The following is a 13,100-nucleotide window of genomic DNA, read 5'->3' on the forward strand; positions in this document are numbered from 1 at the left end:
GGAGAATACTGACTCCCGTGCCTGTGCTCAAGTGCGCCGTTACAGAGCGCGTGGGGCGAGAATGGGGCGCGGCGTGTGGCCGGCCCCGGGTGAATGGCGTGCATGGTGTTGCTCCCTGATCGTTCTTATTGTTGTAGTGACGCCGGGTGAGCTGTTTTCTGAATCAGTGTTGGTGAGCGTGTTCGTTGGCCGCAGCCCGTTCGGCTCCGCCCAGGATGTTGAACAACAGGTTCAGCGACAACGCGCTGAGGGTCGCCATGGCGATGCCACTGTGGGTGATCGGGCTCATCCACAACGGCAACTGCGCGAAGAACTCCGGTCGCACCACTGGAATCAAGCCCATGCCGATGCTCACCGCCACCAGCAACTGGTTGCGACGGTCGGCGATGTCGGCTTCCTGGAGGATCTTGATCCCGGTGGCCGCCACCATTCCGAACATGGCGATGGCTGCGCCGCCGAGTACCGCTGGCGGAATCGAGGCCACCAGGAACGCCGCCTTGGGCAGCAGGCTGAGAATGATCAAAAAGCCCCCAGCAACGATGGTCACCGAGCGGCAGCGCACACCGGTCATTTGCACCAGGCCGATGTTTTGCGCGAAAGAGGAATGGGTGAAGGTGTTGAAGAACCCAGCGAAGAACGATGCCCCGGCGTCACACAGAAGGCCACGACGCAGCATTTTGGGCGTGACTTCCTGACCGGTGATCTTGCCCAGGGCCAGGAACATCCCGGTGGACTCGACAAAGATAATCACCACCACCAGGCACATCGACAGAATCGGCGCCAACTCGAACTTGGGCATACCGAAATGCAACGGTGTCACTACTTGAACCCAGGGCGCCTGGGCCAGGCCGCTGAGGTCGACCATGCCGATTATCCCGCACAACCCATAACCCAGGGCCATGCCGATCAGTACTGAAATATTGACCCAGAAGCCACGCATGAAGCGATTGATCAGCAGAATGGTCGCCAGCACCAGGGCGGCAATGGCCAGGTAAATCGGTGAGCCGAACTGCACGGCAGCGGCGCCACCGCCTGCCCAGTTCACGGCAACGGGAAATAACGAAAGACCGATGGCGGTGATGACCGTGCCAGTCACCAGTGGTGGGAAAAAACGCACGACCTTGGACATGAAGGGCGCGATGACGATGCCGAAGAAACCGGCCGCGATGGTCGCGCCGAAGATCCCTTGCAGGCCGATGCCAGGCATGCCCGCCATGGCAACCATGCTGCCAACCGCAGCGAAACTGGCGCCCATCATCACCGGCATGCGAATGCCCACCGGGCCGATGCCGAAGGACTGCACCATGGTGGCGATGCCCGCTACCAACAGGTCGGCGTTGATCAGGAAAGCGATCTCTTCACGACTCAAACCCGCGGCTTGTCCGATGATCAGGGGGACTGCAACCGCACCGCCGTACATCAGCAATACGTGTTGCAGGCCTACCAGAATCAGTTGCAACAGGGGTAGCCGCACCATAGCGGGTGCGGCAGGAATCTGCGGTTCGGCTAACTCGGACATGCAACACCTCGGATCTTTTTTATTTTTGTGTTGTTTGGCATTCAATTGCGGGTGGAACTCGATCTTCAAAACACCCCGCGGCCCCTGTGGGAGCGGCGGTGCGACTTGCTCGCGAATGCGGTGTGTCATTCAATGCTTCAGGTGACTGAACCACCGCCTTCGCGAGCAAGCCCGCTCCCACATTTGGTCTGCGTTAATCAGTCAGTTGGTACGTGCCCCCTGATTGATCCAGGTGCCAATCAAATCCCGTTCTTGCTGGGTCATCTGGGTGATGTTGCCCAACGGCATGATCTGGCTCGCCACCGCTTGTGCCTGAATCCGCGGTGCCATTTGCTGGATCTGCTGCGGCGTATCAAACATCACCCCTGCAGGGGCTGCGCTGAACAACGGGCTGGTGGGCTTGGCCGAATGGCACACGGCGCAGCGTTCCTGAATCACGCTATGTACCTTGCCGAAATCCGTCGAAGCCTGTGCCGGTGCTGCTTCGGCAGCAGCCGGTGCAGGTGTGGCCGGTGCAGCCGGCTTGAGCCCACCACCCAGCGCCGTTTCCGGCAAAGGCTGGTACTCGATAGCAGCCGGAGCCTTGGCGACGTCCGGTGCGGTGGCCACAGGTTTCGGACCGGTGACGTACGCCAGGCAAATCATCGCCAGGGCGCCGACCGGTAAGGTCCAGGCATATTTCTGGCTGTTATGACGGGTGTTGAAGTAGTGACGTACCAACACCGCGGCTACCGCGATCCCGGCCAGGATCAACCAGTTGTACTGGCTGCCGTAGGTGCTCGGGAAGTGGTTGCTGATCATGATGAACAGCACGGGCAGGGTGAAGTAGTTGTTGTGGCGCGAACGCAGCAAGCCCTTGGCCGGCAATGCCGGATCCGGGGTGCGGTTTTCCGCGATGGCCGCCACCAGCGCACGCTGGGCCGGCATGATGATGCGGAACACGTTACCGACCATGATGGTGCCGATCACGGCGCCCACATGCAGGTAAGCACCACGACCGCTGAACACCTTGCTGAAGCCATAGGCGGCCGCAATCAACAGCACGAACAGAATCAAACCGAGCAGGGCAGGGCGCTTGCCCAGGGCCGAGTCGCAGAGAAAGGAGTAGACGAACCAGCCGACGAACAGTGAGCCAATGCCCAGCAGCACACCTTCCGGACCACTGAGGCTGCTGCCCGGGGCCAACAGGTACAAGGTCGGGTTGGCGTAGAACACCACGCACAGCAGCGCGACGCCCGACATCCAGGTGAAATAGGCTTCCCATTTGAACCAGTGCAGGTTGTCCGGCATGGTCGGCGGAGCCAGTTTGTATTTTTCCAGGTGGTAGATACCGCCACCGTGGATAGCCCACAAGTCACCGGCCAGGCCGTCCTTGGGGTTGACGCGATTCAGGTTGTTTTCCAGCCAGACAAAGTAGAAGGAAGCGCCGATCCAGGCGACGCCAGTAATCATATGAACCCAGCGCACGCTCAGGTTCAGCCATTCCATCAAATGTGCTTCCACAGTCTTTACCTCTCGCCTGTCACTCTGTCGTCGAGTGATCAGACCTTCTCTTATTGGTGGGGGGCAAGGATCAACCGCTCATCCTCTTTGAAAAAATGCTCATCGCAGTTATTGCCTGTGCCACTGCGATCAACCACCAGGAAGTCATCCCGCTTTTCGATCGTCAGCACCGGGTGGTGCCAGACGCCGCGATGGTAATTAATGCCCTGCCTGCCGTTGGTGACGAAGGCGCGGACCAAGCCCGATACAGGTTCATCGCCAAGTGGCGCGACCACGATCAGAAAGGGGTTGCCGAGCAGCGGAATGAAAGCCTGGCTGCCCAGCGGGTGTCGCTCCAGCATGCACACAGTCAGCGGCATGTCCTGCGCATCGGCGCGGAAGATGCTGATGATTGCGTTGTCTTCTGGCGTGGCGGTTTGCACCGTCGCCAGTTTATGAAAGCGCATGGTCGACCCGTTGTTGATCATGAAGTGATCGCTGCCATCGGTTTCGATAACGTCTCCGAAAGGGGCGAAGGCTTCTTTGGTCAGGGGCTCGATCATCAGTGTGCGCATGGCTGTCTTCTTATCCGAATGCTGTGTTGTTAGTTGTGGCGAGCGGGCTTGCCCGCGTTGGACTGCGTAGCAGTCCCAATCTTTTTAAACAAAGAGCGGGGCCGCTTCGCAGCCCAGCGCGGGCAAGCCCGCTCGCCACAGGGTTCATCGCTTACTTCGCGACCTTGCCCAGTACCCGCAGGCGGCTCACACCGCCATCCGGGAACACGTTCAGGCGGATGTGAGTGATCGGGCCCAGTGCCTTGATCTGCTCGGCGAAGGTGTGTTCGGCGTGCATTTCCAGCTTCTGTGCCGGCAGCAGTTCACGCCAGAACAGCGATTGGGTTTCGATCTGGCTGTCGGTGCCGCCCTTGACGAAAGCACCCTGGATCGAGCAGGTGTCCGGGTAGTTGCCCTTGAAGTGCAGGGTGTCGACAACGATTTTCTCGATTTCACCCGGATGACCCAGGGCGACGATCACCCAGTCATTGCCTGGCGTACGACGACGTGCAGTTTCCCAGCCGTCGCCCATGTTGATGCCACGGCCCGGGTTTAGGATGTTGCTCATGCGGCCGAAGTGTTCATCGGAGCAGGCCAGCGCGCGACCACCGTTGAGGGCGGCTGCCAGGTCGACCTGTTCGTTGTCGCCTACAGCGGACCAGTCGCGGAACGGAATACCGTACACACGCAGACGGGCCACGCCACCATCCGGGTAGATGTTGAAGCGCAGGTGGCTGAACGCCTGGTCGTTGTTGATCTCATGGAAGTGATGGCTGTTGCCTTGCAACTCTACAGCCGACAGCACTTCAACCCATTGAGTGTTGTCATCCGGCTCGCCGGACGCCAGGAAGCACGCTTCCAGGGACGCTGATGGCGGGAAGTTGCCGGTGAAGAATGAAGTGTCGATGTCCACGCCCTTAATCGAGCCCGGTACGCCCAGGCGAATCACCGCGCTGTCGTAGCCTTCGAAGCGCTTGCGGCGCGACTCCCAGCCGTCCATCCACTTGCCGTTGTCATCGAACACGCCCTCCTTCCATACGGCCGGGGTTGGCTGGAACAGTCGGTTGGCGTCAGCGAACCAGTCATCGGTCACCGAGATGATCTTGGTGCCCAGGCGGGCGTCGGCCAGGTTGACGAACTTCTCGAACGGTACGGCGTAAGCTTTCATTCTTCTTGTCTGCCTTAAATAGAGTGGCTTGGGATGCTTGCCAGGCCCTGGGCGCTAATCGATTCGCTCGGGCCAGGTTTGCTAAAGGGTCAGTAATCGGAACAACGCGATTTTATTAATCTCCGCCAGCGCGCACTTGAACTCGGTATCGATTGAGTTGTGGATGCGCGTTTCGAATGCCGCGAGGATCTGGTGCCGGTCGCTGCCTTTTACCGCCATGATGAAGGGAAACTTGAACTTGGCCTTGTAGGCGTCGTTCAGCTCGGTGAAGCGCGAAAACTCGTCGCTCGAGCATTGGTGAATACCGGCGCCAGCCTGTTCATTAGTGCTGGCTTCGGTCAACTGGCCCTGGACGGCCGCACGGCCTGCCAGGTCCGGGTGAGCGTTGATCAGGGCCAGCTGACTGGCATGATCGGCGCTCAACAGGATGTCGCTCATGCGCTGGTGCACGGTTTCGATCTCGTCGATCGAGCTGTCCTGGCCCAGGTCGAAGGCCTTTTCGGCCACCCATGGCGAATGTTCGTAGATATCGGCGAAGGCGTTGATGAAGGCATCGCGGCTCAAGGTCGAAGGTTTCAAGGTCTGGAAGGTGCTCATTTGGCCGCTCCCTGATACGGGTGGGTTTCGTGCCAATGCCGGGCAATGTCCACGCGGCGGGTGAACCACACCTGCTCATGGCCCTTGGCGTATTCGATAAAACGCTTGAGGGCAGCCATGCGCGCGGGGCGACCGATCAGGCGGCAATGCAAACCGATGGAGAGCATTTTCGGTGCCTCTGCGCCTTCGGCGTACAGCACATCGAACGCGTCTTTGAGGTATTCGAAAAAGTCGTCGCCCTTGTTGAAACCCTGGACCTGGGTAAAGCGCATGTCGTTGGTGTCCAGGGTGTACGGGATCACCAGGTGCGGCTTGCCGGTCGGGTTGTTGGGTTCCCAGTAGGGCAGGTCGTCGTCGTAGGTGTCGCAGTCGTAGAGGAAGCCACCTTCTTCCATCACCAGCCGGCGGGTGTTGGGGCCGGTGCGTCCGGTGTACCAGCCCAATGGGCGTTCGCCGGTCAGTTCGGTGAGGATGCGGATCGCTTCGAGCATGTGCTCGCGCTCTTGGGCTTCATCCATGTATTGGTAGTCGATCCAGCGGTAGCCGTGGCTGCAAATCTCATGGCCGGCGTCGACCATGACGCGGATCACGTCCGGATGGCGCTGGGCGGCCATGGCCACGGCGAAGATAGTCAGCGGGATATCGAATGCTTTGAACAGTTTGAGGATGCGCCACACGCCGGCACGGCTGCCATATTCGTACAGCGACTCCATGCTCATGTTGCGCTCGCCTTGCAGGGGCTGCGCCGAGACCATTTCCGAGAGGAAGGCTTCTGACTCTTTGTCGCCGTGCAAGATATTGCGCTCACCGCCTTCTTCGTAGTTGAGTACGAACGACAAAGCGATGCGCGCCTTGCCCGGCCAATGTGGGTGAGGAGGGTTACTGCCGTAACCGATCAGGTCGCGTGGGTAGTCAGCGCTCACTGCAGTCTTCCTTCTTGTTCGTGGTAGCTAGTGTGTGGCGGCCAGCGAAAAGACTGGGTGGCGTCACAGCGATGGACTGATTGTATACAACTTGATGGTCACTTTGTAAGCCTGTATTTCCGCATTTTTTCAGTGGCTTCCTAACAGGGTAGTACTGCAAGAAACCTGCCTGACTGGTCAGCTAATGGACGAAAGGTCGTTTAAAAGCAAGGACGGATAAGGAATTTCCCGTAGGACCAGGGGCAATCGGGCAGTGCAGAAGTTTGTGATTTTTATTGTGTACAATTTTTTTAAAAAGTGTCTTAATCAGCCATCACCAGATTTTTTAATGCCCTAATAAGGGGCCGCTTTTTTCTAATCGGATTTCGGAGGCTCACGCCCCATGGGACGACTGACCACACACGTACTGGACGCCGCTCACGGCTGCCCGGGTAGCGCCATCAAGGTTGAATTGTATCGCGTTGAAGGCGCACAGCTTGAGCTGGTCGCCAGCACCATGACCAACAGCGACGGTCGTTGCGACGCGCCATTGCTGCAAGGCGATGATTATCGTAGCGGTGTCTATCAGTTGCAGTTCAGCGCCGGTGATTACTACCGAGCCCGTGGCGTGTTATTGCCTGAGCCAGCTTTTCTTGACGTAGTGGTGCTGCGTTTCGGTATCAGTGCCGAACAAGACCATTACCATGTGCCCTTGCTGATTTCGCCTTACAGCTACTCGACCTATCGCGGCAGCTGAGTCGTCACCTCGCTTCACACCCCCAAAGCTCTTCGTTGGTTTCGCCCGCTCACACTGCGGGCTTTTTTTTGCCGGTTGGCCGTTCAATTATCTAACGCCTTTTGAATATTTACGGTGCTTAGGCTGGGTGTTTTCCTCGACGAAGAAATCACCGTGACCTCACCCGCCGACAACTTAATCATTGCCTCCCCTCGCATCTCCTCGAGCGACGCCGCCGACTCTGAAGACCCGTACAGGTCTGTCGAAGACGTATCGCAGGCGATACGCGACCAGCTGACACTGCGCATCAATACCCATACCCATCCCAGCCGCCTGATCAATCAGATCGGCCTTGCTGACCTGCGGTGTGCCAACTCTGCACAGGTGCTTGCACGCTTGGTATCGCGTGCGCCCAAAGTCTTGAAGGTGATCCGCGCCGAGCTGCGTAAAACGTTTGGGATTGACCCCGACAGTCTGCTGTTTACCGAGCCCAAGCCGCCCCAGGTCCCTCTGAAAGTCGATAGTTTGACCGATCGGGCACTGCTGTTGCTGGTCCTGCCCACGGTGCCGGTCAACATCAATCAGTTCACCGCCCTGAGCGTCAAGGGGGCCTCGGCCCACCCGTTGTCCTATACGCCATTGGAAGCCATGCAGCGCGTGATCGCGATGAAGCTCTTTGACCGGCTCGCCCATGCAGCAACGGAATATTGGGGCACCCTGGTGCAGGGTTCCTGGCTGACACGCAGGGAGCGTTGGGTGGAGCTGTACAAGGAACTCCTCGCTGACCGGGCTTTTATGGCGCGGCAACTGGACGAGGTATCAAGTACAGGAATGGCCATGGTTCAGGCCCTGATCGATGCCCCAACCGCTGAGGCACGTGAGCGCTCAGGGGGGGATTGGGCCAGTGTGCGAGCGTGCCCGTTGATGTGGCCGGGTGCAGTTTCGGTACCGATTCCCGGGGCATTGCATATTTATCGTGAGGGCGACCCCAGCGATGCGCCCCATGTCATTTATATACCGGGCCTGGTCCGCAGTTTCTACGAGTATTCCTCCTTCATGCTCCTTCAGTGCGGTCTGTTGAAGCTGGCCAGTGAGTCGCTGTTCGATGACCTCTGGCAGTGCATGCCGTTAAAACGGCGCCATGAATTATGCCGCCCCACCAACATGACCTCCGCTTCCAGCGTTCTTCGCGGCTCGATGGTAACGGACGATGCGCTGGCGTTTAGTGCGCAGGCGTTGCTGGACGGGCAATGGGAAAACGAACTGGCCTGCGCCATTGCGATCAATCACGCGCACGTTTTTTCCAGTGAGCGGCCGCGACCTCCGGCATTAGCTGCCGTGCCTTTTCTCGCGTATATCGAGCGTGCGAGGAAACAATTGGTCGGCGGCGCCCGGCTTGGCGTCATTCGCGATGAATTGCTCCAATGGGACCAGCAAAGACGGCGCGCAGAAATTATCTTTGCCAGCACGGCGCCCGGCCTGGCCCTGCTCACCGTAGAGCACCAGGTCAAACGCTATGAAAAAGCGCTGGTGGCGCTGCTGAACCCGCTTGATCCAGGCGAAGATACTCAAGGGTATCGGGATCTCGTGGTGCTGGTGAACCAACTCAAGGTCCATGCGCAGGCGTTGAATACGCTGACCCAGGGCGCGCAGCAACGGCTGTTCGAACTGGCATTTTGGATTGAGCGCCCCACCGGCACGCGTAGACGTGGCTTCCTGGTCGTACACGCCCAAACAGAGGCCCTGCGTTGCGAGGTTCAGTTGCTACACCGGCTCAAGCTGATACGCACTGCTCATCGAGACCTGATAATCGAAGTATTGGACCAGCCTTTGGCCGCTAAGCGTTCGGACAGTACTACCCAAGTACTGTCGATCTCGGTGGGCAGTGAACCTGACGCCTTCTACCCACTCCATAATGTGTGGGTGGTGACCAGGGCTGAGGCGGTGAAGTCTGCGGCGCGCCAGGTTCCGGTCGTACTGTGCGCTTTCGGGCAAAAGGGCGGGGTGACGACGTTCTCCGGTCTGGACGCATTAACCCGTAGCCTGAAGGTTAGCCTGAACAGCCGTGACGATTCTGTGCTGTGGGGCTGTGTTGAACGCGACAAACGTCACGACTTACGCGCACACGCAGCGCGTGAAACGCTGGCGGTGCGTTACGAGCTCGTCGAGGGTAATCCTGCGCTGCTCTCTCTCAAGCAGCTGCTTAAGTGCTACGTTCGCTTGAAAAAAAGCATCGATGGCAATGATGCTCGTCTTTTCAGTGAGGTGACGGATGTTGAGTTGAGCCGCTTGCTGCTGGTGGGCGAGTTGGATGAGCATCTGAAAGTGCCGGCCAGTGATGCGCTTAAGCAGGCGCTTGCCAATATTGACCTGCTGCGTAGCGCCGCGTCTGAAGCGAAAAAGCTTCCGGCGTGGTTGCCACGCGCAACGGTTGTCCAGCGTAAACACTTCATGCAGTTGCAGCGCCACTACGTGAGCAGCGCCGTCGTATTTGAAAGCAGGCTTAAACAACGTCTGCCTGAGCTGGACACATTCGCCCGCCGCATTTTGATCGCCCGCTTGAGTCAGGATGGTTTCTACCCGCAACTGGATATCGACAAGCCCTTGATCGAAATGCCCGATGCTGTAGCCAGCCATCAGAGCGGGTGGGACAGCACCAGTTCTATTGGCGATCGCCAAGTCATCCACACGCCAACCCTTGAACGTACAACCTTCAGCATGCTGCATCTGGCGTTGCATAACCTTGATCCGAAAGACGCCTCGACGAAGCGCCGATTTAATTACGCCCGCTATCTGCAACCCGATTGGAAAAAGCGGCTGAACTCCAGTTACCTGATCAATATGGTGTCCTCGCTGGATATCGGCGGCCAGTACGAGGCATTGATCAACAAGGTTTTTTATCCGCACGTTGCCACCGCCCACACGCTCAGTGAAGGACGTATTCCCGCGTTATTGAATCGCACGTTACAGGCGGGTGTGAGTGGTCATCTTTTTTCGGCTGTTCAACAAGGGTTGACGGCGAATGCACAGAGCGTATTCACGACCGCAATGACGGCACGAACCCCAGAGGACCTGTTGAGAAACGGGCATCAGCTGCAACTGTGCGTGGTTCATCTGGTGGGCCACACGATGCGCAATGATCGTTATATTGCAGGGATAGTGGTCATTCATGACAAGCACTCCGAACGCTGCGTGGTTTATTGGCCCAGTGCCCCCGGTACCTTTGTGCTCTGCGAGTACAGCAGCTTGCAACAGGCCCATGCTGAGCTGAATCGCATCGGTGCATTGCCCGACAACTTCAAGGCATTGGTGCAGCAGATAGCACCTGGTTGGGCATTTGAGGCAATCACCCACCATCCCGATAAAGTCGACGCACCCATCTGGCCAATCAAAATTCTCGATACGCGTTCTGTCAGTTTCATGCTTAAGGGGATCTGGAAGGGGGCTGAGTTTGTACGCTCATTCAGCATCAAGCATCTGGAGCCGACGGCGTTGCCCGATGAGATTGAAAAGCAGACCCGCGAGCAGATGGCCAGTGATCCGCTGAGTTGGTTGGCTGTTGTACCGACCTCTCACAGCAACGCCAAAGCATTGTTATACCGTGCCTACGTTCTCGACGTGCAACGCCGGACTCAAGCGGCCTGTAACTCCGGCAAGGCGCTGGAGAAATATCGACTCCGTCGCGAGGAGGAGCAGAGCGATACCCGCATACGAGCGCTGGTGTCTTTTTTCGTGCCACCCATCGGGATGGCTAACGCCTTCTATGAGTTGCTACTCGCAGCGCGACGTTATCACCGCTTTGGCAGTCCCCACGATGCAGTAGATGTGGGCTTTATGACTGTATTTTTGGTTATCGATCTGTTGACGAGCTTTATACCCGGCTCAAAGGGAAAGGGTGTCGCCGGAGTTGGTATCGTGCGGCGCCCGCTGGGAACTGCCCTGAATCGGATCCGTCGCTTGAGTATGAAAACTCACGGAGGATTTTCCCGCCAGACACCGTCACCTGTCACTCAGTTAAAACCCTTGCAGCCTTTCAAAATCAAGGGCGTGCCTGAGGGGGCTGTGGCGCTGAAAGGGCCGGGTGAGAGAGGCATCCATGTGAAAAGCGGCGAACACTTTGTGGTGGATGACGCGCACTATTACCCGGTTTACCGGCGCAGTAAGGAACAGCCGTTTCGCCTGAAAAACAAGCAGGTGCCGGGGCAAGACGAACTGATTCTGGACATCCATCAGGGCAAGGAGTGGCTGTTGGGTGCGGATGCGCCTCAACCGATACCAGGGCCGAGTTCGGGCGTGCTCAGCCCGTGGCGAACGCCTGCCCTGTCGTCGGACTGGCGGCCACCTACTGTGCGTATGGGTACGGAAAGCAGAATTTTTCAGTCATCCGTGTCGGGCACCGATTGGTTCAGTTGGCGTTCTCAAACTCCCGGGAATCAGATCTCGGGCCCCTCGGTGCTCGGGGTGTCTCGTGTTCATTTGGAGTCCCCAGGATTTCCCTACGATGCCATCTATGTGGGCTCATGGTATGACACGGCGACGGAGTCCGGGGCCGGGCATTACCGGTTGCTCTACCAGGGTGATCAGGCTCCGTTGAACAAGATTGCGTTTATCTACAGGGATGAGCCGCTGGTTTCATTGGCCAGCGTTGATATTGAACGTTGGACAAACACCGCTACCGGTCGTCGCGATCAGCCCATTCCGGTGTCGCGCGGCCCCACCGGCGACTGGCAGCTCCATGCGCCGCTGTTCGGCAGGCCGTTGGAGCAATCTGTGGGTATGGCTTTCCCCAGCATGACGACCCACAGCCGGCGATTTTTGGTCCTGAGGTTGATTGAACTATCAGATTCTTCCCGCCCGGTAACGGCCAGTCATCTGCTCAATGTCCGTGCGACGCTGGACAATTGGTTGCCCCCTGTTCCCAGCAGGCTTGGCCAGACGGACGATGTGCTGCAAATGTTGCGGCCCGCCAAAATGAAGCAAAACGTTTTCGTTGGCTACGAAGGCAAAGCCCCCGGCTTCACTCGCGTCGACTTCACGCCGTCTGTAGCGTTAGACCCGGTGCTCAAGTCCGGTGGCACGCGAGTCAAGGCCGCTAGAAATATTGCACAGCGTGCGCAAGTCAGGACGGTGCTGGAGCAGCAAGGCTTTAACTGCCAGGAACTGCAAGTAAAGCGTGGTCGTGTACTTGCTCATGAACTGATTGCTACGCATCCCAACTCAAACAAACTGTACTACGTGTCTTATCATTGGATTGAGTACGGGAGCATCATGTTGGGGAGGAGGTTTACGGATCATTGGCTTAACAGCAGCATCAACAAATACCCCCTTTCACTTCCTTTGGCGGGCGTCAGAAGTGCGATGCAAGAACAGCGCTTGACTCGGATCGTGGCAGGTATTCACTGGCCAAAAAGGGGGACACTCCCTGCCACCGTTTATTTCGTCAAAGTGAGCCCACTCGAGCCTTGATCAGCGATAGAACCCCAGCACCCCCGAATAACCCGGCACTGATGCGGTTGAACCAGCTTTGGCCGCTACCGCTGCGTAGATACCGCGCTGCGCCATGCGCGCCCAGGCCGTAGGCCAGCTTGCATAGCAGGTCGAGGACGGTCCAGGTGGCAATCATGATCAGCAACTGAGGCAGAAAAGGCTGCTGACTGCTGAGGAACTGCGGCAGGAACGCGGCGAAAAACAGAATGTCCTTGGGATTGCTCGCGCCCAGTACAAAAGCCTGACCGAACAGGGCGCGAAAGCGTGGTGTCGGTGCTGTCTCCGGCACTTCGGCGCCCTGGGTTGGCTGGCGAGATTGCTGCCAGCTCTGCCAGGCGAGGTAAAACAGATACAGCGCGCCGACTATCTTCAAGGCGCTGAACAGCTGCTCTGAGGCCAACAACAGGGCGCCGAGCCCCAGGGCCGAGGCACTCAACAGGCAGATCGAAGCAAAAACGCCACCGAGAAACGCCGGGTACGAACGGCGCAGGCCGTAGTTCAAACTGTTGCTGATCATCAGCAACGACAGTGGCCCCGGAATCAGGATCACCACCAGCGCAGCGCCGCTGAACAGCAGCCAGGTTTCCAGACTCATTCCATTCCTCCATTCATGCAAAAGCCTCACCCGAGGGTGAGGCGGTTTTCAACGATTCCC

9 protein-coding genes are annotated in these 13,100 nt (G+C 58.1%); 2 read left to right on the forward strand and 7 right to left on the reverse strand.

Going from position 1 to position 13,100, the window contains the following annotated elements; all coding sequences use genetic code 11:
- Positions 1-163: 163 nt before the first annotated feature.
- The 6 genes from HKK55_RS05165 to puuE all read right to left on the reverse strand — a co-directional run bounded on the left by HKK55_RS05165 (position 164) and on the right by puuE (position 6,243).
- Entirely contained in the window at positions 164-1,519 is a 1,356-nt protein-coding gene (locus HKK55_RS05165; RefSeq protein WP_169353648.1) for a nucleobase:cation symporter-2 family protein, read from the reverse strand.
- Between the two features lie 201 nt (positions 1,520-1,720).
- Complete coding sequence (locus HKK55_RS05170) at positions 1,721-3,022, reverse strand: urate hydroxylase PuuD (protein ID WP_169353649.1); 1,302 nt, start codon at positions 3,020-3,022, stop codon at positions 1,721-1,723.
- A 50-nt stretch (positions 3,023-3,072) separates the two neighbouring features.
- Positions 3,073-3,576, reverse strand: a complete 504-nt coding sequence (locus HKK55_RS05175) for an ureidoglycolate lyase (protein ID WP_017479983.1) — start codon at positions 3,574-3,576, stop codon at positions 3,073-3,075.
- A 151-nt stretch (positions 3,577-3,727) separates the two neighbouring features.
- Positions 3,728-4,723: an allantoicase gene (alc, locus tag HKK55_RS05180; protein WP_010176096.1), complete on the reverse strand. Its 996-nt coding sequence runs from the start codon at positions 4,721-4,723 to the stop codon at positions 3,728-3,730.
- Between the two features lie 81 nt (positions 4,724-4,804).
- Positions 4,805-5,320, reverse strand: a complete 516-nt coding sequence (gene uraD, locus HKK55_RS05185; RefSeq protein ID WP_169353650.1) for a 2-oxo-4-hydroxy-4-carboxy-5-ureidoimidazoline decarboxylase — start codon at positions 5,318-5,320, stop codon at positions 4,805-4,807.
- Positions 5,317-6,243, reverse strand: coding sequence for an allantoinase PuuE (gene puuE / locus HKK55_RS05190; RefSeq protein ID WP_169353651.1), 927 nt, complete (start codon positions 6,241-6,243; stop codon positions 5,317-5,319). Before puuE ends, uraD begins: the two co-directional genes overlap by 4 nt.
- 382 nt (positions 6,244-6,625) lie before the next feature.
- On the opposite strand from puuE, the gene uraH reads away from it, so the two are divergent.
- Both uraH and HKK55_RS05200 read left to right on the forward strand, forming a co-directional pair.
- Positions 6,626-6,979 carry a hydroxyisourate hydrolase gene (uraH, locus tag HKK55_RS05195; RefSeq protein ID WP_169353652.1) on the forward strand — a complete coding sequence of 118 codons (354 nt, stop codon included), beginning with the start codon at positions 6,626-6,628 and terminating at the stop codon, positions 6,977-6,979.
- 153 nt (positions 6,980-7,132) lie between these two features.
- Positions 7,133-12,424, forward strand: a complete 5,292-nt coding sequence (locus HKK55_RS05200) for a DUF6543 domain-containing protein (RefSeq protein ID WP_237151316.1) — start codon at positions 7,133-7,135, stop codon at positions 12,422-12,424.
- Here HKK55_RS05200 and HKK55_RS05205 read toward each other — a convergent pair.
- Entirely contained in the window at positions 12,399-13,040 is a 642-nt protein-coding gene (locus tag HKK55_RS05205; protein ID WP_169353653.1) for a LysE family translocator, read from the reverse strand. The genes HKK55_RS05200 and HKK55_RS05205 overlap by 26 nt on opposite strands.
- Positions 13,041-13,100: the final 60 nt, after the last annotated feature.

The organism is Pseudomonas sp. ADAK18 (genome assembly GCF_012935695.1).
Lineage (GTDB): Bacteria > Pseudomonadota > Gammaproteobacteria > Pseudomonadales > Pseudomonadaceae > Aquipseudomonas.